Below are 21,593 nucleotides of genomic sequence, written 5' to 3'. Positions count from 1 at the left end.
AAGCCAAAAGAGCATGTATTGGTTTCGGAGTGTGTGAAAATAGTTTACAAAAGAGGATAGGGGAGTCGTGGTTCCTCTTGTTTTTAATGGAATTGTATGACGTTCACATGTCTCTTATTTTCTTGTTGTCATCTTGTTTGGGCTTGAAATTTGGTATTGTTATTGCGCTTTTATTGTAACGACAAGTAAGTCTGTTCGAAACTAAAATAAATCTGTTTATGCACTAATAGACGATAGTGTATAAACGGAAGAACCTTTGATTTTCTTTGGAACATCTTTTATTCTTCTCTCTTTTTTAGGTATATTTGCACTGAAATTAAATCATAATGGCAATGGAAATGATGTCGGCGGTGCGTCCGTTAGAAACTTTTGTGCCACCTCGTGCTGCTGGTCAGCGTGATGTCTTATCGTTGGCGCTTCCGCCAATGCCGCAGTTGCGTGTGGCTTTTGTAGGTGTAGGAGCGCGTGGACGAATGGCAGTGACACGCTGGTGTCATATTCCTAAGGTTGAGATAGCTGCGGTTTGCGATGTGTCAAAGGAAGTGGCAGAGGAGGTTGCACGGCACGTTGAGCAGTTGGGTAAGCCTCGTCCAAAGGTTTATTGGGGTGAGACGGCTTACAAAGAATTATGCCAACAGCAAGGAGTTAACCTTGTGTATGTTTGTACGGATTGGATGTCGCATGTGCCAATCGCTATTCATGCGATGGAGCAGGGAAGGAACGTGGCAGTAGAAGTACCTGCAGCCCTCACCTTAAAAGATATTTGGACGTTGATAGACACCGCTGAACAGACCCGACAGCACTGTATGATGCTTGAGAATGCAGTCTACGACCGATTCGAAATGGCGGTGTGTCAGATGGTACATGAAGGCTTGCTTGGCGAACTTGTACACGTGGAAGGTGGTTATGCTCATCCTATTGGCGACCGTTGGACACCTTGGCGTATGGAATATAGCCGTCTGAATGTTGGCGATGTCTATCCAACACACAGCATCGGACCCGTCTGTCGATTGCTTGATATTCATCGTACTGACCGTATGCACTACCTCACAGCCATGCAAACCAATGCTTTTCTGGGTACAGAGATGTATCAAGCGGTAATGGGAAAGGCGTGTGATAGCTTTGCTAATGGCGACCAGACCTCTACGATGATACGTACTGTGAAAGGGAAAACGATGCTCATTCAACACAATGTTATGACGCCACGCCCATATAGTCGTATGTTTCAAGCGGTCGGAACAGCGGGTTATGCAGCTAAATATCCTGTCCCAGAGGTGCAGTTAAGCCCAGAGATGGCAGCCAAAGTGGGTATTGAAGTGGAGGATGATAAGCTACCTTTGAACGCTTCTCAGATAGAGACACTGCTCAATCATTATGCGCCTTCTTTCCCCTCAGCGACAATTGCCTTAGCCAAAGAGCTCGACGCACGTGGCGGAATGTCTTATTTTATGGACTTACGGCTTGCTCAATGCCTACAACAAGGTTTGCCTTTAGATATGGATGTGTATGATTTAGCGGAGTGGTGTTGCATTGCTGAGCTATCCAAACGCTCTATTGAACAAGGTTCAATGCCAGTGATGATTCCCGACTTCGTAAATCGTAAGGCTTCTGTTGATACGGAAGGTATTTAGTGGCAATGGCTATTCTCGTCAGGTAGAATGGTAAATGTGTATTCCTCTCTTGGTGTTGAGGCTTCAAGCTTACCATTCTACCTTTATTGTTTAGCCTTATCAATAATCAAATCTCATACCTATAAGTTTGGAATATTTGCAAGAGTAGATTTCTTCTCACTATTTATAGGTATTTATATGCATATTTTAAATATAAGTATCTCTAAATACTTGATATTACGTTTTTTTTGTCTATCTTTGTCCTCGGTAATTAGTAATGCTCAATCAGTATAACAATTAACAAGCATATTAATTAAAACGTTTCACATAATAACAAATAAACAGTCATGAAAAAAGCATGGAGAGGATTTACTGGAACCAAGTGGCTTGATGAAGTCAATATGCGTCAGTTTATCCAAGATAATTATGATAGTTATGATGGTGATGCTTCCTTCCTTGAGAAGCCAACAGAAGCAACAGACAAACTTTGGGGTATGCTCAAAGAACTACAGAAGCAGGAGCGTGCTAAGGGTGGTGTCTTAGATATGGAGACCGAGGTGGTATCCAGTATGACTGCATATGGTCCTGGCTATATCGGTGAAGGAACAAAGGAAATGGAGAAGGTTGTTGGTCTGCAGACAGACAAACCTTTGAAGCGTGCCTTTATGCCTTATGGTGGTATCAAGATGGCTGAGCAGGCATGTACAACCTATGGTTATGAGCCATCTGAGAAACTTCATGAGATTTTCACGAAGTATTGTAAGACACATAACGAGGGTGTCTTCGATGCTTATACAGACGAGATGAAACTCGTTAGACACAACCATATCCTCACAGGTCTTCCTGATACCTATGGTCGTGGTCGTATCGTGGGTGACTATCGTCGTGTTGCACTCTATGGTGTAGACTTCCTTATCAACGAAAAAGCAAAGGATCTCCGCAACTGTGGTGACGGTACTATGACCGAAGAGGTTATCCGTTTGCGTGAGGAAATCTCTATGCAGATTAAGGCTTTGAAGGAGATGAAGGAGATGGCAGCCATCTATGGCTATGATATCTCTGAACCAGCTAACAACGCACGTGAGGCTGTACAGTGGCTTTACTTTGGTTATTTGTCAGCCATTAAGACACAGAACGGTGCTGCGATGTCAGTTGGTCGTATCTCAACTTTCCTCGATATCTACATTCAGCGTGACTTCAAGGAAGGCACACTTACGGAGGCTGAGGCGCAGGAACTCATCGACCACTTGGTAATGAAGTTCCGTATGGTTAAGTTTGCACGTATCCCTTCATACAACCAACTCTTCTCTGGTGACCCTGTTTGGGCTACCCTCGAAGTTGCGGGATTGGGTATGGATGGCCGTTCAATGGTAACTAAGACTGACTTCCGTTTCCTCCATACACTTGAGAACATGGGTCCTTCACCAGAACCTAACCTCACTGTGCTCTATAGCTCACGTCTTCCAAAGCACTTCAAGGACTATGCTGCGAAGATTTCTATCTCTACAAGCTCTATCCAATATGAGAATGATGACGTGATGCGACCAATCTGGGGCGATGACTATTCAATCTGCTGCTGCGTATCTGCAACACAGACGGGTAAGGAGATGCAGTTCTTTGGTGCACGTGCAAACCTCGCTAAATGTCTTACCTACGCAATCAGCGGTGGTGTTGACAGCAAGACACGTGAGCAGTGTGGACCTGCTTATCGTCCAATAGAGGGTGATGTCGTAACATATGATGAGTTTATGCCTCGCTTCATGGATATGATGGAGTGGTTGGCTGGTGTCTATGTAAACACATTGAACCTCATCCATTACATGCACGATAAGTACTTCTATGAGGCTGCAGAGCTTGCACTCATTGACACTGACGTACGTCGTACTTTCGCAACGGGTATCGCTGGCTTCAGCCATGTGGTTGACTCTATCTCTGCTATCAAGTATGCAAAGGTTAATATCATACGTGATGAGACTGGGTTCCCTATCGAGTTCAAGACTGAAGGCGACTTCCCACGTTATGGTAACGACGATGATCGTGCTGATGACATCGCTGTATGGTTGTTGAAGACCTTTATGAATATGATTCGCAAGCACCATACTTATCGCAATTCAGAGCCTACAACAAGTATTCTTACCATCACTTCAAACGTGGTATATGGTAAGTTTACAGGTAATATGCCTGATGGTCGTCCAGCTGGTGCACCGCTTGCTCCTGGTGCAAACCCATCTTACGGAGCAGAACAGAATGGTTTGTTGGCATCGTTGAACTCAACAGCTAAGCTTCCATACGAGTATGCGCTTGATGGTATCTCTAACACACAGACAATTAGCCCAGATGCTCTTGGTCACAATGATGAGGAGCGTATCAGTACACTCGTGGGTGTAATGGATGGTTACTTCGACCGTGGTGCACACCACTTGAATGTGAATGTCTTTGGTGTAGATAAACTGATTGACTGTATGGAACATCCAGAGAAGGAAGAGTATGCAAACTTCACAATCCGTGTGAGCGGTTACGCTGTGAAGTTCATCGACCTTACACGCGAACAGCAGATGGATGTTATTGCACGTCGTGCGCATGGTTCAATGTAAAGTGAATAATCAACATAACAATTTATCGGATTCGCCGACTTCCGAAATGATGCTACGGGTACACTCTGTAGAGTCGTTCGGGTCGGTTGATGGACCTGGTATTCGTTTCGTTATCTTCCTTAAGGGTTGTGCTATGCGATGCCAGTACTGTCATAATCCAGACACATGGGACAGGGCGGGGGGAAACCTCCGCTCTGTTGATGATGTCTTGTCCCAAGCCCAACGTTATCGGAGTTATTGGGGAACGAAAGGCGGTATCACCGTGAGTGGGGGTGAAGCTCTGTTGCAGATACAACCTCTTACGGAACTGTTCCGTAAAGCTAAGGCTTTAGGAATCAATACCTGCCTTGATACTTCAGCCCAACCTTTCAATCGGGAGTCTAATAGCTTCTCTGCTTTTGAGGAGTTAATGAAATATACCGATTTAGTATTGTTGGACATAAAGCATATTGATAGTGATGCCCATAAGCAATTGACTGGTTGGAAAAACGAGAATATCCTCGACTGTGCTCGCTATCTCTCTGACATCGGGAAACCTGTATGGATAAGACATGTCTTGATTCCTGGTATTAATGATGATGACGAATCTCTCTATAAACTTCGTGCTTTCATAGATACTTTAAGCAATGTTGAGCGTGTGGAGATTTTGCCTTATCATTCGTTAGGTGTCTATAAATGGGAGCAGTTAGGTATTCCTTACGCACTCAAAGATGTAGAATCGCCTACGGAGGAAAGTGTTCTTCATGCGCGAAAGATATTAACAGAGGGGAGATAATTGGGACTGTTATAAAGTCTTTTAGAACCGTTCGATGTAAATATTTTTCCTCTATTGCTTTTTAATTAAGGCTTAATTGCATTCGAATTAAGCCTTAATTAGCTTCCAATAGGTGCCCTTTTGAGGTCTTACTAACGCCCTTTTGGAGTCCAATTAAGCACCTTTTAAAATTCATTTTTGTAACTTATTGATTTCTTGATGGTTATAAACTTGAGTTGTGTGCTTGTTTTTTTAGCTTTGTTCCGAGGTTTTTACTTGATGTTGTGTAATAATTTTTCAGAGTCTGAACAATTCGTTTTAACGTTATGAGAATCATTATGTTCGGGGTAAGGATAAGGAAGGTGAGCAAGATAATCTTGCTATGAGTTTGTAGAATGATAGAGGTTAATTATATAAGCAAGATGCTAACTCGCATGAAGAATGTTATGTGCTAAAGGCTTTTTAACCTTATTTTTTACGTAATAAATTACGACAATAGAAATGTTAAAGGCTATTATGGGAAAGGGATTGATACGTATTATCCGTGTAATAATAATCTTAATTTCGTGGTTATGTACATCCGAAAAATCAACAATAAAGGTTAATAGTGTTTTTAAATAATAAAAAATATTCTCCCGAAAATTTGGTTGTTTAAAAAAAAACGTGTATCTTTGCATCAAGTTTTTTTAGTGGTTAATTTAGTTTTAGTATTTAAACCTTGGGTGATGTGAATCAGTCAAGGTCTTTTTTTTTGTATATATTGGAAGTCTTATACAAAGATTCCTGTATAGGTAAGATTAACTCATAACAGATAATTCACAGTTTCAACTAATCATTTTTATATTAATTATGTACGATATGAAATATGTTAATGACCGCATACGCAGACAAGATCGTCTGATGGATGAGGAAAGAGCGATAGAACTTCTGCGAGATGGAGAATACGGAGTTTTGAGTATGGTCTCAGAAGATATGGGATATGGTATTCCTGTAAACTTTGTTTGGGACGGCAAGAATAGTATCTATATCCATTGTGCACCTGAAGGACGTAAGTTGGTGGCTATTGAGCAGAATCCTAAAGTTTCGCTCTGTGTCATTGGTAAAGTAAACTTGTTGCCACGCAATTTCACCACTGAGTACGAGAGTGCTATCTTCTTTGGTGAGGCGCATATTCATCTTTCTGAGGAGGAGAAGATGCATGCACTGCATTTATTGATAGATAAGTTATCACCTGACTTCAAAGAGCTTGGCGATAAATACGCTCACATGAGTTTTCATCGCGTTGAAATTATCCGTGTTGATTTCTCTGAATTCAGTGGTAAACGAAAGAAGGTACATTCATCAGGTACGCCAACCGGAGATTAAAGGAATACTCGTAGAATGATATTCACCACACATTAAATGTTTCACATAGCAAAGGTCGGCATCTCTCAGGACCTAAGTATTAGTTTTTAGCGAATGGATATAGCTATCATTGGCGGAGGAGCAGCAGGGTTCATGGCTGCTATCGTGGCTCGCAGGACAAACCCTGCAAGTAAGGTGACAATCTTTGAACGTGCACAGAAGGTGTTGGCTAAGGTTGAAATAACCGGAGGTGGACGTTGTAATGTTACAAATAGCTTTGCAGCCATTACGGACATGAAGCAGGCTTACCCACGTGGGCATAAACTCATGAAACGATTAATGAAGACGTTTAGCCATGAAGATACTTATAGATGGTTTGAGCAACATGGTGTGCCATTGGTAACGCAAGAAGATGAATGTGTCTTCCCAAAGGCGCAAGATTCTCATGCTATTATTAATTGTTTAGTGCGTCAGGCTAATGAATTGGGGGTTACGATATGTTGTCGACATCGTTTGGTGAACATCCATAGGATGGAAGATGGAAGATTAAAACTGGAGTTTGAGAATGGCTCACATCGTGTGTTTCATCGTACTATTATAACAACTGGAGGCTCACCCAATGGACGTGGATTACAATACCTTGCCCAACTTGGACATGATATAGAGCCTCCTGTACCTTCACTTTTCACCTTTAATATAAAAGATCGTGCTTTTTGCGACCTTATGGGAACGGTTGTTGAACCTGTTGTGACGACTATTCCTGGAACAAAACTGCGTGCGAAGGGTCCATTGTTGGTGACACATTGGGGCGTAAGTGGTCCTGCTGTCTTGAAACTTTCTTCATATGCGGCTCGTTTGCTTGCTGAAAATGATTATAAAGCTTCGCTTGCCATCAGCTGGACTGGCGAACTAACACGGCAAGAAGTGGAGGAGAATCTTCTGAAGTTGCAAACTGCTAACCCACGTAAGCAGGTTGCTACCTTACATCCATTTGGTCTACCGAGTCGTCTGTGGCTTTATATACTAAGTAAACTTGACATAGATGCTGTAAAACCATGGGCTGAGATCGGACGTAAAACACTAAACAGAATGATTGAAACATTGGTAAACGATCAATACACCATTGCTGGTAAAGGTGCCTTTCGTGAAGAGTTTGTGACGTGTGGTGGTGTGAGTCTTAGCTCTGTTAACTCTAAAACACTTGAAAGTAAGGTTTGTTCAAATCTTTTCTTTGCGGGTGAGGTGTTAGACATTGATGCTATTACTGGTGGTTTTAATCTTCAGGCAGCATGGACAACAGGTGTTGTGGCTGGACAATGTGCTGCAGGTAGTTAGCAGCTTGCCACTTCGCTTTTAGTTAAAAAGTGTTTTAATTTCAAATTCCTTCCTCATACATTTTGTAGTTTCAAAAAATATCTATACCTTTGCACTCGCTTTCAACAAGGAAGCAGGTTGACTACAAAGTAACCTTCTGGAGAGATGGTAGAGTGGTCGATTACAACGGTCTTGAAAACCGTCGTACCGAGAGGTACCGGGGGTTCGAATCCCTCTCTCTCCGCAAACAAGGGTGTAAATCAGTAAGTTATGCGATTTACACCCTTTATTACACCCAAAAATCAAGCACTTAAGAAAAAAGTTACACCCAAGACTAATAGTTTTGGGAGTAGTTCGTTATTGAGAGAGGTTTATAGGTTTGAGAAAGGCAAGATTTCACATTCGGTACAATCCTAACCAACCATTTTGGAAAACGTAACTTCCTGCGTCATTTCGGCTAGCTTGAAGGTTATGTGTGTGAATGTATAGTTGGACCAACAGCTGTTACAGAAGCTACGAATATACCTCCTGTGAAATCTTTGCCTGTAATTCTTTATTCAAATTAAACATTGTCCAGCGAGTGAAGATGTACTTTTGCTTTTTAGCAAAGCGCAATATCATTCGTTGATCTTCCGTCTTAGTAATGCCCATCAACGTAAGAAGGCTTTGTTTGTATGCATCATCTACAAAGGGACAAGTCATCATATCCGCCGTGAGAATCGTGAGTTCCGAATTGCGTTTACGCTCTTGCTCCGCAACAAGCCGATACTTTTTCAAAATATTTTCTTTTAATAAAGTCTTTTGTGTATCATAACACTTGTGGTTCGCATAGTAATACATCAATATAATACATGCGAACAAGTTATACTGCAATTCACTCTTTTCAATGAATGATTTGATAACTTCAGGTGAAAACAGATATGCTGAACCTAACTCTTTGACTAATATTAACAGATAAAGACTTTCATGCAAAGTGTTACGATGCGAATCTGTTGTAGCCAGTACCAAGGCGATTTCGTCTTGAATCTTCTTAAAGATAATATCTTTGCTTATTGTTTGGAATCTAACCTCTGGATTAGTTTTAAAATCACCATGCCGTTTTGCATAGATAACAATGGTATTCATTATCTTCTGCAATTTCAATGTAGTGTTTACCTGCCTATTGCTATTGAACACGAAGAACGACAGATCTATCAAAGATACAAGAAAATTTGTGAGTTTCCTTTGTACTCGTTGTGCCTGAAGATCAACCTCATCTTTATTGATATCCTCTTTTAACATCAAGCGCTCATACTTTTTGAATCCCTTTTCATATCGATTGAGAAAAGCGTCAAGACGTTGACTCATTTTTTCAAGCAGATAGTTTGCAATATCGCGATATTCAATTCCACTCTCTCTAACTATTGCTTTTATTCGAGTATTTACGCTGTTTGCAGGCAAGTATATATTGAATTTTTTGTCTAGTATTTCCTTGTCTTTATCCGAATTTTCGTCTTCAGTTTCATCTTCCTTCTCCACATCCAAATTTGATTCTACTTCTTCCCAAAGTGGAGTCGAGAATATATCACTAAATAAATGATCAATCCTCTGTTTGGCTATTGTAATCTTTGTTATGAAAGGTCTTTCAAACTCTTCTGTTTTAGACGGACTAATCTGCATTTTGAATTCCTTTAGCCATTTAGTTAGACTTTCCATGAAGAGTCCCCTATCCTTTTCGTCATTATAGAAGAGAAAATAGTCGTCAACATACCGGTAACACTCATAGGTAGACTTATGATGGATACTTTCGTTTGGGTGCTTTTTATTCAACAATTCTTGCTCAACCTTTTGATCTATATACTGAAGTATAATTTCCGCAAAGATTCTTGAGAATTCAGGACCTATAACAATACCATTTGTTTCACGAGCATTTACTGACTGCATTAGATTATCAAATGCATCACCAACCCATGAGCCATGATATCCAGGCAAAACCTTCACCTTATCCGCACCACCAGCAGTCGCCCAACTTATTGTGTGAGTGTAAATACTATCAAAACAACTTTGAAGGTCAAACTTAGTAAGATGCTTGAATTTCTTTTCAGCTCGCTGATACCTATAGTCTTCGTAGAACTTGTATATATTCGAATACTTCTTATAACTGAAATAGGTCTTCAAGTTCTCATACTCATTGAAAAACAATTCAACTTTATCACTTTCATGTCCTAACAACTTTCGATGAAGTCGATCTCTATAGTAAAAGTATTGTGCCACTTTATGTGGTTTGCGAAGAGAGTATTTACTCTGATTGCAAAGATAGAGTATAGAATACTTATATTGTTCATAAAAATCTACTACCTGCCACTGATTATATGGATGTATAATTGACAGTGTTCTATTCTTATTCGGTTTGTGAGCTATGTTGAAATGATAAGGATAGAATAGAGCATTATTCTTGTGTTTTAAATCGCTTATAAGCTTACCTTGCTCATAACAACCAAAAAGCAATGCAGCAAAAGCAGATGCATCTTTTTCGTCAGTCCGCTTGGTTTGCTTCAATTGTGTTTCTTTCTTGTCGAATTTACCGACCCATAGGTATTTTGCGAGAAATCTGTATAGATACCTATTTGAAAAAATAATCGGACACTCGTAGGGCAGAACGTCTGAAAAGAGCACTCGCTCTTTACTATAGTTTAGTTTTACCTTTTTTCTACGCTTCATACCCACGATGATTTAATTGTTCGAAGTCTCTGCCTCTTTACTTTGTAACGCTTATGGGGATAATCAAATCCCTTTGCGAAAGATAGTAAAGCAAGCTTTCTTTTCAGTCTATCCTCTATTATAGCCCTATCTGCAATTGTAATAGATGTCTTTGAAGAAAGATTCAGCCTACCTATGTTGCGTTTCAATTGTCCATCCAAGTATGATAGATTTCTTTTATTATCCAATAGTTGATTGGAATAAAAGATACCAACCTTAACCCCTTTCTTTGCGTTATACAGATTTATATTGCAGGTCAACACATGAAGTGCATCAAACAAATAGTGTGCTGCAACATCGAAACCTACGACATCAATCATATAATCAAAAGTAGAGAACGACTTATCTATTCTTTTTGTAATCTTTTCCAACTTATCTTGGGAGAGTGAGAATACTAACCTATCCCTATTTTCATTATCGATATGGATGTTATATCCTAATAGATTGAAGTCTAAATCTACAGCCCTAGCCGAATCATATTTATAGCATTTCCCTAAGCCATCTGATGGTGTGTGTATTGTCAACCCCTTTTGATAATAAATATCCTTAAGCTCTTCAATATACCAATCTATTGATTTATGAAATTCATCTCTGATATCAGGATGAATAACAAGTACCATGTCGTCCACATATCTGCCAAGAAATAAAACACCAGGCAAAGATCTCTTTATCACCTCATCTATCTTGGACAAATAGAATTCAGCTAGTAGCGAACTGATAGCACAACCTCGTGGAATACCAGTTTGAGGAGTCGGTACAAGTGGGCGCAGATTCTTGGCTTCAAACTCCTTTCGTATGAGTCCGCGCAAGAATGATTTACTCTTTACGTCAAGCAGATTGTTTCCCTCCAAATACTCAAACAATTTATCATGCGGTATCGACTCGAAACAATGACGAACATCCGTTCGGATTATATAGAACCTGCTCTTATCCTCCCTCAACAACATCTTTAACTGAGAAAGTATCTCGTCGCGACTTGACATGGATATCTTAAACAGTTTCTTCACATTTCTGCAAAGGACTTGCATTGCAAAGAACTCTTCAGCTGTAGTACCAATAGAATAAACTGGCTTCTGCGGATCTTCTGATGCATCTGGAGTGAGGGTGAAACGAAAACTACTTGATAAAATATTTGAAGACACTTTACCAAGATGCTCTTGTAACAGGGCTTTCTGTTGCTGAGCATTCTCCTTCATCGATTGCTTCAAATGGTCAATCTGGCTCGTTTCTTCCTCCGTACGCTCTGTCTTTTTCTTTCTCAATAGCTCATTGAGTTTCTTTCTCATCTCACGATACTCCTGAGCTGCAGCCAAATATTCAGATGAAAGATGCCTTTTCTGCATCTTTCCCTTCCTATTCACCGCATTGAACGCATCATTCAGCGAATCGTAGTTGTATGAGAAACTATATTGAGACATCTCTTTAGAACCTATTTTGATTACAAAGGTATAAAATTTTCTCAATAATATAAAGAAACGCTCCAAGTATTTACATATAAGGAACAGCAATGTTATCAATTTCGTAGCAAAGGTGCTAAAAACTGATAGTGTGCCATGATGAATTTACTTCTGAATAAGTAGTTTTGAAATGCTGACTTTCATCTCGTGAAGCTCTATGATTTCCCAACTTTCCCATATACTTCCCGCTATATACCTGCCTCTTGGTAGAGTATCAAAAGCCCTCTACTTTTGCATCGTCAGACCTGACTGAATGCCCTATGCGCAAGGGCGAGTTATTCATTTCAAAAAAATTGAATTATGACGATAAACGAATTACTGGACAAGCCTGTATGGCAGATGACTGGTGAAGAATTACTTTTCCTTGCACAACACGGTAATATATCCACGAGCAGGGAATTAACAAAGGCTTCTTCCTCCAAAGAAGAAAAGCGATATGTGTATGGGTTGGCTGGCATTGCACGCCTCTTTGGGTGTAGCCTGCCTACAGCTAACCGTATCAAGCAGAGTGGTAAAATCAATCGTGCCATTACACAAATCGGTCGTAAGATTATTGTTGATGCTGACCTTGCACTTGAATTGGCTGGGCAAAAGACAGGAGGACGATGATGAATACAACTGATTATGAAAACATTTGGCAAAAGTCGCTCATTCATGTAACCGATGAGTTTGCACTTCCTCCAGTTGTACTGCAAGCAGGTGAAGCCATTATTGGCACATTAGGTAACTTCAGTGTATCGACAGGCAAGGCAAAAGCCAAGAAAACTTTCAATGTGAGTGCCATCGTTGCAGCAGCCCTTGTCAATGGACAGGTGCTGGAATATCAAGCATCATTTCCTGAAAGTAAACGCACGATACTTTACTTTGACACGGAACAAAGTCCTTACCATTGCCAACTTGTAATGCAACGCATTTTGAAATTGGCAAAACTGCCGATAGACAAGGAACCACAGAATTTGAAGTTCAGTCATCTTAGAGCCATTGCTGACCCTAATGAACGCAGAGAAATCATCCGTTATGCCATCTACAACACACCCAATGTGGGCTTGGTGGTCATTGACGGCATCCGTGATTTGATGCTCGATATCAACAATTCAACCGAGGCAACCAAGTTAGTGGGTGACCTGATGCAATGGACGAGCGAGCAAGATATCCACATCCAAACCGTGCTTCACCTCAACAAGGGGGATGACAACGCACGAGGACATATTGGGACGGAACTCAACAACAAGGCTGAAACAGTTCTTCAAATCACGAGGGATAACACTATGCCTGAACGCAGTATTGTTGCACCCTCCATTATTCGCTCCAAACCCTTTGAAAAGTTTGCCTTTAGGCTCCAAGAGGCTGAAGATGAGATTTGCATTCCCCAAATAGACCTCTCATATTCGAACAATGAGCGAAAGCAACATCGTTTCTCCTATCAAGAGTTAAGCACTAGCGAACATCGAACAGCATTGGAACAAGTATTCTCTACAAATGAAATCTTGCCATATAGTACACTAATCGTAGCTCTCAAAGAGGCTTATGCAGAAGTTGTGGGACAATCCTACGGACAAACAAAGCTCAAGGAGCTTTTGCAATTCTTGCTCAACAAAGGCATAGTGGTTAAGGAAGAACGAGGAAAATATCGACTCAGCCATAGTTCTCTACAATAAAACCTTTGGTCGGTCGGACACAGGCTATATATACCTGAACCAACCTGACCAAAGAGAAACAAACTTGGTCGGACGTAAAGATGTGCCTATAGTGTACGACTGTCCGACCAATCCTAAGCCCTTCAGCCTCCAAAAGAAAAAGGCTGAGAGTTATTCTTTTCAAACTTCAAAACAAAATCACAATGGAAATACAAAATATCAAGCAAATCTCTATCACAGATTATTTGCAGCAATAGGGTTATTCACCTGCACGAGTACAAGGAATTCATTTTTGGTACTGCTCCCCACTTCGTAACGAAAGTACACCATCATTCAAAGTAAATATAGAACGCAACCAATGGTATGACTTCGGAACTGGAGAACATGGAGATATTATTGACCTTGTACGTACTTTACAGCATTGTACCATGAACGAAGCCATTGAATTGCTGATCGGTTCAAAACAAATAGTGCATCAAGATTTTTCTTTTGGCGGTGAAAGAAAAACCTCTAAGCACAAATTAGAAATCATATCTGTGCAATCACTTACCAATCCTTATTTGTTACGTTACATCGCAGAACGAGGAATACCTATCAGTATCGCTAATAGATTCTGCTCTGAAGTTCATTACAATAATACTAATCGGACATACTATGCCATAGGATTTGCAAACGATGCTGGCGGATGGGAAATCCGTAGTCCTTATTTTAAAGGTTGTATAGCTCCGAAAGCCATTACAACTGTCAGTAAGGGTACAGACCATTTGCAAATCTTTGAGGGCTTCATGGATTTTCTCTCGTGGCAAACACTAAATCCATCCTCAACTTGTGATGCTATTGTTCTCAATTCTCTGGCTCTTTTGCCACATATTCAAGAGAAGATAAAAGGCTACAAGCAAGTTGAGAGTTTTCTGGACAATGATGAAGCAGGGCGAAAATCGTTTGAAGTTTTGAAGCAGTTTTACCCATCTGTCATAGATGGATCTGTTCGCTATCGAACTCACAAAGACCTCAACGAATGGCTTGTTTTTCAATCCAAAGTGCAAGAAAGTCAACCTTCGTTACCGACCACGAAGCGTGGCATCAGAAGATAGTGTTTATCAGGGAAGCAAGTTTGTGTTTTGAGTATCTCAAAACCTACTTGCTCCCACCTTTGGGAGGTGAAAATCCCGTTGGTCTCATAAAAAAATAAAAATGGAACAGAAGAATAAAGGTGGACGACCCACCAAGACATTATCAGAGAAACGGAAATATCAAGTGCTTCTTCGGCTTAATACAATGGAGTACTACACCTTGTTGGGAAAAGCACGTGAAGCCTCTATTTCACGAACAGAGTTTTTACGGCAGCTCATAACAAATGCAGAAGTAAAGAGCCGAATCAAGCCAGAGGAAATGCAACTCATCCGTACAGTTTCTGGTATGGCTAATAATCTTAACCAAATTGCCCATCGGCTCAATGCTTTCGGCATCTCTGCACTCAACGAAGAACTGAATGCGCTGAAACAACTTATTCACGAACTTATGAAACGATTGAAGCCATGATAGCCAAGATTATTAAAGGAACAAACTTCAGTGGAGTTGTCAGTTATATGCTTAGCAAGCGTGAAGGTCAAGTCAAGGTCTTACAAGCCAATGGCGTGCGCAGTCCTTTACCAAATGACGTTGCACACGACTTCAACTTGCAAGCCTCTATGCGTCCGAATGTACAAAAACCAGTTTGTCATACCATACTCTCATTCTCAGCACATGATTCAGAACGACTGACAGATGCAACAATGGTGAAGATTGCCAACGAATATCTTCATGAAATGGGCTATGGTGACACACAGAGCCTTATCGTAAGGCACAGCGATCGCCAGCATCCTCACCTGCACATTTGTATCAATCGCATTGGTAACAATGGCAAAACCATCAGCGACCGCAACGAAAAGTATCGTTCCACAAAGATTTGCCGAGAACTGACTGAGCGTTATGGTCTAACCATTAGCGAAGGAAAGCAAGAGGTAAACCGCCCAAGATTGAGAGGTGAGGATAAATTGCGATATGAAATATTCGATACCATTAAGTCTATATTACCTCAATCTCAGACTTGGAAAGATTTTGTTGCAGGGTTAGAGCTACAAGGTATTACCACTCGTTTCAAAACAAAAGGTAATACCGATGTTGTACAAGGAATCATCTTTGAAAAAGACGGATGTAGTTTCAGCGGCTCAAAGATAGACCGCTCCTGTTCTTTCTCGCGTCTCAATGCAGCGATAGAACGAAATTCTCACAAACAAGAGCAAATTCATCTACAAAATGAGCCTATGGTACATCCTGTAGATGAAAACAAATTTATTACCGACCTATCTGAAGCAATTAGTGAAGTGTTTTCTATGCCAACACCAAGTAATGGCGTAGATGTTGATGAGCTCCGCTTTCAAAAGAAACTTCGCAATAGAGCAAATCGCAAACGTAGAATTTAATCATCTAAAAAATAAAACTGTATGAACAACGAAATAGCACCTGTTCTCGATATTCTCGAAGAACTCAAACAAGACTGCAAAGTCATCAGTAAGGCACAAGCAGAACTGCGCACTACTATTGCTGAACAGCTATCTAATCCAAAGGGAGATAGCGTTAAAACACAAGAAACAGTGCAAATCCATCTCTCAAAAGAGACCCAAGCCAAAATCAAAGAACATCAACTTTTTGTTTTGGAGGCACTCTCGCAGTCGAGCAAGAAACTCGACCCGAAATTTGAAGCCTTGCAGCAACTCATCATAGAGCAACAAAAGCCCGTAGAGTATAAGAACTACTCTCTCTTTGCCAGCGTGCAATTAGCCGAGCGCGTTCTGTTACTGTTAGTTTGCGGACTGGTCATGGTCAGTTGCTGGTTCTTCGCTATGGGAGCCAACCAACTGCAAACCGCCTCCGATTACGACCTCCGCTACCGCTATTTACGAATGCAAGGCAAAACTACAAGCAAAGACTTCGTGCATCTTGACAGCGTCTTTATCACAAATCGCAATCCCAATGCGATTCTGCAGATGCAACAAAAGGTTATTGATTACGAGCAAGCCCTGCAACGGCAAGCAGAACTAATAGAACAGCAAGAGCGTATCAAAGGTGAGCAAGTGCAACTTAAAAAACGACTTCATCAATAGTCATAAAAAATAAAATCCTGCAAAGTAAATAAGTTTGTTGCAGGATTTTTATTTTGTATAATCATTAATCATAGACTGTTACCTAAAATTCTATTGTTTAATCTCTAGTATTTGTCTGGGTATAACCAAATGTCATCTGGAGTGTCAAACATAGATAGTGCGATTAAATGATTAGCAAATAAAGTTTTTTCTTTACCATATAGAGGATACTTTCCTATTAAATCAATACAAGCCTTACAGTCATAGATATTTATATTTGAAGGTTTTGTCGCATACTGTTCTCTGAATTTAGAAGAGAAATTTATCAAGGATTCCTTGTCTTTTTTAATTCCTTTATACAAAACATGGAAATTCTCAACTGTATGATTGTGTTCTATTTTTAATATCTCGTATTGGTCAGACGATAACTTATTTTCAATTTTTCTTTGATTTTCACAAATCAATGTTGGTACAAGATTATATGACTTGTCCTTTCGCTCCATTTTATAGAACTTTACATCTCTATTTTCTAATTTTTTTATAATTTGTGCTTGATATTGTTTATCCATGTTCAAACCGAAATAAATAGCTTTTAGAGCAAATGGATTATACTTCTTTATTCCGTAGCTTGTGTATAGAAGTCTTATCTCTTTCTCGTATTGCCATACTGGCGACTTGGTGCCAAACAATTTAATAATGAAGTTTGGGCTTTTTATGTCGGTTATCTCTATTTGTGGAGGTTTTTCAGAGTAGTTTATTGTCATACGATTAACATCTAATGAAAATTTCTCACTATCCTCTAATTTTTCAACATCATAAGCGATACAAAAGCCCTTATGAGAATTAGCATAGTGAGCCCACATTAATTCATTATCAGGGAAATCTTTATCAGATGTTGATAGAGAATATATTCCCAACTTATCTTTAAATGCCATCAGTTCTTTCCAATTCTTTTGTATATCACTAATGTTAACGTTGAAAACTTGGTTGAATATAGGCAAAACTTTACTGATTTCATCTGTATAAGTTGCTTCAAATGGATCATTCAAATTACGAAATGATGAAGCCCATATTTCATCGTTTAAGAGCGATTCAATGTCGCGAGTACTATCTTTGCCTTCAATAGCATTAGCTCTATATTTATATCCAATCATATTAATCTGTTATTTATCTTGCTCTACAATCTTAGTTAGTTCTTCCTCGACTTCTTCAATTGTAGGTAAGGCAGACTTCAAATTGTCTGGAATAGCCTTTGTTAGTTGGTAATCACTAACACCAATTGGTTGGTCGTAACCTGAAAGGGCATATTGCGCTACCACCTTATCGCCACCATTGCAGAGGAGCAAGCCGATAGTCTTATTGTCGTGCTCACCACGAAGAGTATCGTCCACTACATTGATGTAGAAGTTCAATTGCCCCATATATTCAGGCTTGAAAGGTGTGGCTTTAAGTTCGATAACAACGTATGCATGCAGTTGGATGTTATAGAGAATAAGGTCAGCATAAAAATCAGAATCGCCCACTTCAAAATGCTTCTACTGTGCCACAAATGCAAAGCCACTACCCATTTCCAAAAGATATTTGGTGATATGAGAAACCAATTGCCGTTCAATGTCTCGTTCTGCCATTTTATCTGTCTGTCCCATCATGTCAAAGATGTAAGGGTCTTTCATCAGATAATTGGCAAGGTCGCTTTGCGGTTTGGGTAATCGTGCTGAGAAATTACTCACTTTCTTTGTAGTAATCTGCCGAGCGAAAAGATTGGTTTCAATCTGCATTTGCAGAACATTGCGACTCCACCCATTAGCAACTGCTTGCGTAATATACCAATAGCACTCGCCCAAAGGGAGTTTACTATTAAGCAGAATAACATGGCTCGCCCAGTTAGTGCGAACTACAGCAGACTGCTTAAAAATTTCTTCTATCTGACTGATGTCGCAGTGATAGATTATTGACAATGTTTCAGTAACTTCTTCTAATTGTGCAACAGGCTGTTGCGTAATTATATCTCCTTGATTACCTGTAGCTTGAATTTGCGCAAGAGGTTCTTGCGTAAATTGATTGAGCTCGTTTGTAAGTTGTAATACATTATCAACCGAAGTACTATTAAGCTGTTTTTCAACCTTACCCATTTCTAATAGTATCTTCATTGGATAGGCTTTGGCGAATTGACACATATAGATAAGATTACGAGTGGAATAGCCTTTCTTATCTGGATATTTAGAACGTATCGCCTTGGAAAGATTATCTATGACTTTGCTTCCCCAACCTTCTTTCTTTTGGAGGTAGAGAATAAAATGCCCTACTTTCCAATAGTGGAAAAGCATATCTGCATTTGCAGAGGCTATCATGCGTACTTGCGTATGCTCAAGGTCAGAACCGATGGCTCGAACAACGAGAGATAAATCTTGTTTCTCTGCTTTATTTATTTCTTGACTCATATTGTTTCGGTGTTATAATTGATTGAATTTACTCATGGCATTTGCCTTAATATCGTCTGCAATATCTATGTAAGGTTTCATAGCCTTGTAATCGCTATGCCCAGTCCATTTCATAACTACTTGCGGAGGAATACCCAATGCAAGTGCATTACAGATAAACGTTCTACGACCAGCGTGTGTTCCAAGTAAGGCATATTTAGGTGTAACTTCGTCAATACGCTCATTACCTCTATAATAAGTTTGACGTACAGGCTCGTCAATACCAGCCAATTCTGCTAACTCTTTAAGATAATCGTTCATTTTCTGGTTAGTAATGACAGGTAACACCTTGTCATCTTCAAATGCCACATCCTTGTATTTATCAAGAATTGCTTTACTATGGTTGTTCAACTCGATAATCAGGCTATCAGAAGTCTTAACCGTTGTCACCTCAATGTGGTCACCTTTAATATCACTTCGGCGAAGATTGAATACATCAGAATAACGCAAACCTGTAAAACATTGGAAGAGAAATACATCACGCACCCGATCAAGAGCTTGTTTGGCAGCTGGTATTTCGAACCCTCGGAGTTTGTTAAGTTCCTCCCATGTGAGGAAGATGATTTTCTTCTGTGTGCTTTTGAGTTTAGGTTTATAACTGTCGTAAGCATTGTTCTGATGCACACCTTTCTTGAAAGCCCAGCGTAAAAACCACTTCAAGAAACTTAGTTGCTTGCCAATAGTAGAATTGCGCATTTCCTTTACATCACGAAGATAGGTAACATAATCATTTAGCCCTTTCTCATCAAAGAAATCAAATGTAAGTCCATCACGAAAGTTCATCAAATGATTTTTCACAGCAGCAAACTTTTCATAAGTAGAATCAGTCCAATCATTCCGTCGTCCACAATCTCTCACAAAATCATCGAAAACCTTATAGAAAGCGTTAGGTGTTGGTTTTCTCGGTTTGACTTCTTCCTCTATAGGTTTGTGCAGCGCATTGAATGCTTCTTTGATTTGTTCAGGGGTTGGCATTATTTCTTCCACTTCAAACTTCTTGAAGATTTCCTGCACTTCTGTATAATAGCCCAAGAGTGAAGCATTGATTTCAGAAGCTGATTGTTTCAGTTTGTTTGTGCAACCATTTCTTACTCGCTGCTTATCAGAATCCCATTTCGCTGCATCAATACGATAACCTGTTGTAAATTCAATTCGTTTAGAAGCAAAATTGACACGCATACGGATAGGTACATTCTCAACAATGAGAACTCCATCCTTTTTTCTGCTTTCCAACGTGAAGATAATATTCCGCTTGATGTTCATACTTTGGAGGTTTTGATTTCTGCACCCAAATTTACACCCAAAAATTGATTCTACCAAAGATTTCCCATGAAATCTCATTTTATTAACATTCTACTTAAAGTACTATTATACAATAGATTGAACGTTTATGATACTATCTGAAGGTTCAAGAGAAAGAGCCTCTCTCTCCGCAAACAAGGGTGTAAATCAGCAAGCTATGCGATTTACACCCTTTATTACATCCACAAAAAAGTAAGATTGAGTGTTTTCTATTTGACTATTCACAAGTATAGCTTAAATTAAAAAAAAGAGTGGTGGACCATATTCTTTCTTTGGGTCAGTCCTAAAACCCAGTGGTCTCCACGACAAATATCAGGGTATCTGCGCATGAATGAGGGCATAGAGGTGTCCCACCAGTCCATCCTATAACATCATCCGCAATGGCACAACAGGGAAACTTGCAGAGCACACAAGGCATAAGATGAAATACAGGCATCTTCCAAGGGCGAACATCTTCCAATAAAGGACAGGGTGAGTATCCATGAAAGAAGTAAAGAAGTTGACGGGAAGGGATTTGGAGATTTTGAGATGGACTTGATCGTCGACCCTGCCCAGCACGCCATACTCACAATAGTAGAGAAATCCACCAATATGTTGTTTATGCAGAAACTGCCATTTGGAAAACTGTCAAAGCCTCTGGCAAAGGTGGTTAGGAAACTACTGCTGCCATATAAGGACAGTCTGAAGACTATTACAACAGATAACGGACCTGAATTTGCGGTGCATAAGGACATCACCAAATACTTAGGCGTGCCCGTGTACTTCGCTGACCCATATTGTTCATGGCAAAAGGGAACTGTTGAGAATACAAATAAATTAATCAGGCAGTATATACCTAAAAAGGATTCGTTTGATAACTATACGGAGAAGAGAATTATGTCCATACAAAAGAAATTGAACGAAAGACCAACAGAAAATTAAACTTTTCTACTCCAAAGTGCGAGTTCTTTAAACATCTTTTGTAATTTTGCACTTGCTGGTTGACTCTGCGGGTTCAACAAGCAAAAGGAAAGTTTATTGGAGGATTAATTGGCTTTGGAATGGGTATTGCAGGCTCTGCTGCTAATATGTTTATTGACAGTAAATTCAAGGAAGAAGAGTATAATATGACAAAAAGTACTGTTTCGAATATAGAAAGAATACATCTTTTAGATAAAGAAAAATCAAAAATAGTCTCAGATGGGAAGTAACAAAGGAAATTGGGGAAGATACGGATTACAAGCATTTGGAATTTCAG

The 21,593-nt window shown here is 39.8% G+C and carries 15 protein-coding genes, 1 tRNA gene and 3 pseudogenes; 14 read left to right on the top strand and 5 right to left on the bottom strand.

Annotation, left to right across the window (positions count from 1 at the left end; translation table 11 throughout):
* The first annotated feature begins 332 nt into the window (after positions 1 to 332).
* The 6 genes from HMPREF1505_RS04375 (at position 333) to HMPREF1505_RS04345 (ending at position 7,860) form a co-directional block, all read left to right on the top strand.
* Positions 333 to 1,631, top strand: coding sequence for a Gfo/Idh/MocA family protein (locus tag HMPREF1505_RS04375; protein ID WP_036923121.1), 1,299 nt, complete (start codon positions 333 to 335; stop codon positions 1,629 to 1,631).
* A gap of 326 nt (positions 1,632 to 1,957) precedes the next feature.
* Positions 1,958 to 4,204, top strand: a complete 2,247-nt coding sequence (gene pflB / locus HMPREF1505_RS04370; RefSeq protein WP_036923093.1) for a formate C-acetyltransferase — start codon at positions 1,958 to 1,960, stop codon at positions 4,202 to 4,204.
* Complete coding sequence (gene pflA / locus HMPREF1505_RS04365) at positions 4,191 to 4,979, top strand: pyruvate formate-lyase-activating protein (RefSeq protein WP_051412313.1); 789 nt, start codon at positions 4,191 to 4,193, stop codon at positions 4,977 to 4,979. Before pflB ends, pflA begins: the two co-directional genes overlap by 14 nt.
* Positions 4,980 to 5,816: 837 nt before the next feature.
* A complete protein-coding gene (locus tag HMPREF1505_RS04355; RefSeq protein WP_036923119.1) occupies positions 5,817 to 6,323 on the top strand; it encodes a pyridoxamine 5'-phosphate oxidase family protein in 507 nt (168 codons plus the stop codon).
* A 93-nt stretch (positions 6,324 to 6,416) separates the two neighbouring features.
* Positions 6,417 to 7,637 carry an NAD(P)/FAD-dependent oxidoreductase gene (locus HMPREF1505_RS04350; RefSeq protein ID WP_036923090.1) on the top strand — a complete coding sequence of 407 codons (1,221 nt, stop codon included), beginning with the start codon at positions 6,417 to 6,419 and terminating at the stop codon, positions 7,635 to 7,637.
* A gap of 138 nt (positions 7,638 to 7,775) precedes the next feature.
* Positions 7,776 to 7,860: transfer RNA gene (locus tag HMPREF1505_RS04345), tRNA-Ser, on the top strand.
* 269 nt (positions 7,861 to 8,129) lie between these two features.
* Here HMPREF1505_RS04345 and drt3b read toward each other — a convergent pair.
* Positions 8,130 to 10,316, bottom strand: coding sequence for an antiviral reverse transcriptase Drt3b (gene drt3b, locus HMPREF1505_RS04340; protein ID WP_231480333.1), 2,187 nt, complete (start codon positions 10,314 to 10,316; stop codon positions 8,130 to 8,132).
* Positions 10,313 to 11,773, bottom strand: coding sequence for an antiviral reverse transcriptase Drt3a (gene drt3a, locus HMPREF1505_RS04335; RefSeq protein ID WP_036923086.1), 1,461 nt, complete (start codon positions 11,771 to 11,773; stop codon positions 10,313 to 10,315). Before drt3a ends, drt3b begins: the two co-directional genes overlap by 4 nt.
* 339 nt (positions 11,774 to 12,112) lie before the next feature.
* On the opposite strand from drt3a, the gene HMPREF1505_RS04330 reads away from it, so the two are divergent.
* The 6 genes and pseudogenes from HMPREF1505_RS04330 to HMPREF1505_RS04305 all read left to right on the top strand — a co-directional run bounded on the left by HMPREF1505_RS04330 (position 12,113) and on the right by HMPREF1505_RS04305 (position 16,595).
* Entirely contained in the window at positions 12,113 to 12,421 is a 309-nt protein-coding gene (locus tag HMPREF1505_RS04330) for a DUF3853 family protein (protein ID WP_036923084.1), read from the top strand.
* A complete protein-coding gene (locus tag HMPREF1505_RS04325) occupies positions 12,418 to 13,470 on the top strand; it encodes an AAA family ATPase (RefSeq protein ID WP_036923081.1) in 1,053 nt (350 codons plus the stop codon). Before HMPREF1505_RS04330 ends, HMPREF1505_RS04325 begins: the two co-directional genes overlap by 4 nt.
* Positions 13,471 to 13,652: 182 nt before the next feature.
* Positions 13,653 to 14,543, top strand: a pseudogene (locus HMPREF1505_RS04320) (CHC2 zinc finger domain-containing protein).
* A 100-nt stretch (positions 14,544 to 14,643) separates the two neighbouring features.
* Positions 14,644 to 14,991 carry a plasmid mobilization relaxosome protein MobC gene (gene mobC / locus HMPREF1505_RS04315; protein ID WP_036923079.1) on the top strand — a complete coding sequence of 116 codons (348 nt, stop codon included), beginning with the start codon at positions 14,644 to 14,646 and terminating at the stop codon, positions 14,989 to 14,991.
* Positions 14,988 to 15,914, top strand: a complete 927-nt coding sequence (locus tag HMPREF1505_RS04310) for a relaxase/mobilization nuclease domain-containing protein (protein WP_036923076.1) — start codon at positions 14,988 to 14,990, stop codon at positions 15,912 to 15,914. Before mobC ends, HMPREF1505_RS04310 begins: the two co-directional genes overlap by 4 nt.
* A 21-nt stretch (positions 15,915 to 15,935) precedes the next feature.
* Positions 15,936 to 16,595: a hypothetical protein gene (locus HMPREF1505_RS04305; RefSeq protein WP_036923074.1), complete on the top strand. Its 660-nt coding sequence runs from the start codon at positions 15,936 to 15,938 to the stop codon at positions 16,593 to 16,595.
* 104 nt (positions 16,596 to 16,699) lie between these two features.
* On the opposite strand, the gene HMPREF1505_RS04300 is transcribed toward HMPREF1505_RS04305, so the two are convergent.
* The 3 genes and pseudogenes from HMPREF1505_RS04300 to HMPREF1505_RS04290 form a co-directional block, all read right to left on the bottom strand.
* On the bottom strand, positions 16,700 to 17,728 hold the full coding sequence (locus tag HMPREF1505_RS04300; RefSeq protein WP_036923071.1) for a DUF2971 domain-containing protein: 1,029 nt from the start codon (positions 17,726 to 17,728) through the stop codon (positions 16,700 to 16,702).
* Positions 17,729 to 17,737: 9 nt separating this feature from the next.
* Positions 17,738 to 19,015, bottom strand: a pseudogene (locus HMPREF1505_RS04295) (YhcG family protein).
* A 12-nt stretch (positions 19,016 to 19,027) separates the two neighbouring features.
* Positions 19,028 to 20,317 (bottom strand): site-specific integrase, encoded by a 1,290-nt coding sequence (locus HMPREF1505_RS04290; protein ID WP_036923069.1) that lies wholly within the window; start codon positions 20,315 to 20,317, stop codon positions 19,028 to 19,030.
* Positions 20,318 to 20,647: 330 nt separating this feature from the next.
* On the opposite strand from HMPREF1505_RS04290, the pseudogene HMPREF1505_RS04285 reads away from it, so the two are divergent.
* Positions 20,648 to 21,321 (top strand): annotated as a pseudogene (locus HMPREF1505_RS04285) (IS30 family transposase); the annotation flags it as partial.
* 15 nt (positions 21,322 to 21,336) lie between these two features.
* Complete coding sequence (locus HMPREF1505_RS04280; protein WP_036923064.1) at positions 21,337 to 21,546, top strand: hypothetical protein; 210 nt, start codon at positions 21,337 to 21,339, stop codon at positions 21,544 to 21,546.
* Positions 21,547 to 21,593: the final 47 nt, after the last annotated feature.

The organism is Prevotella sp. ICM33, assembly GCF_000517825.1.
GTDB classification, from domain to species: Bacteria; Bacteroidota; Bacteroidia; order Bacteroidales; family Bacteroidaceae; genus Prevotella; species Prevotella melaninogenica.
Note: the sequence above shows the minus strand (reverse complement) of the source record. Positions and strands in the feature narration are given on the sequence as shown.

Excerpts from the sequence above, each read along its gene's own strand:
- HMPREF1505_RS04375 (WP_036923121.1), top strand. The coding sequence starts at position 333 with ATGGAAATGATGTCGGCGGTGCGTCCGTTAGAAACTTTTGTGCCACCT.
- pflB (WP_036923093.1), top strand. The coding sequence starts at position 1,958 with ATGAAAAAAGCATGGAGAGGATTTACTGGAACCAAGTGGCTTGATGAA.
- pflA (WP_051412313.1), top strand. The coding sequence starts at position 4,191 with ATGGTTCAATGTAAAGTGAATAATCAACATAACAATTTATCGGATTCG.
- HMPREF1505_RS04355 (WP_036923119.1), top strand. The coding sequence starts at position 5,817 with ATGAAATATGTTAATGACCGCATACGCAGACAAGATCGTCTGATGGAT.
- HMPREF1505_RS04350 (WP_036923090.1), top strand. The coding sequence starts at position 6,417 with ATGGATATAGCTATCATTGGCGGAGGAGCAGCAGGGTTCATGGCTGCT.
- drt3b (WP_231480333.1), bottom strand. The coding sequence starts at position 10,316 with ATGAAGCGTAGAAAAAAGGTAAAACTAAACTATAGTAAAGAGCGAGTG.
- drt3a (WP_036923086.1), bottom strand. The coding sequence starts at position 11,773 with ATGTCTCAATATAGTTTCTCATACAACTACGATTCGCTGAATGATGCG.
- HMPREF1505_RS04330 (WP_036923084.1), top strand. The coding sequence starts at position 12,113 with ATGACGATAAACGAATTACTGGACAAGCCTGTATGGCAGATGACTGGT.
- HMPREF1505_RS04325 (WP_036923081.1), top strand. The coding sequence starts at position 12,418 with ATGATGAATACAACTGATTATGAAAACATTTGGCAAAAGTCGCTCATT.
- mobC (WP_036923079.1), top strand. The coding sequence starts at position 14,644 with ATGGAACAGAAGAATAAAGGTGGACGACCCACCAAGACATTATCAGAG.
- HMPREF1505_RS04310 (WP_036923076.1), top strand. The coding sequence starts at position 14,988 with ATGATAGCCAAGATTATTAAAGGAACAAACTTCAGTGGAGTTGTCAGT.
- HMPREF1505_RS04305 (WP_036923074.1), top strand. The coding sequence starts at position 15,936 with ATGAACAACGAAATAGCACCTGTTCTCGATATTCTCGAAGAACTCAAA.
- HMPREF1505_RS04300 (WP_036923071.1), bottom strand. The coding sequence starts at position 17,728 with ATGATTGGATATAAATATAGAGCTAATGCTATTGAAGGCAAAGATAGT.
- HMPREF1505_RS04290 (WP_036923069.1), bottom strand. The coding sequence starts at position 20,317 with ATGAACATCAAGCGGAATATTATCTTCACGTTGGAAAGCAGAAAAAAG.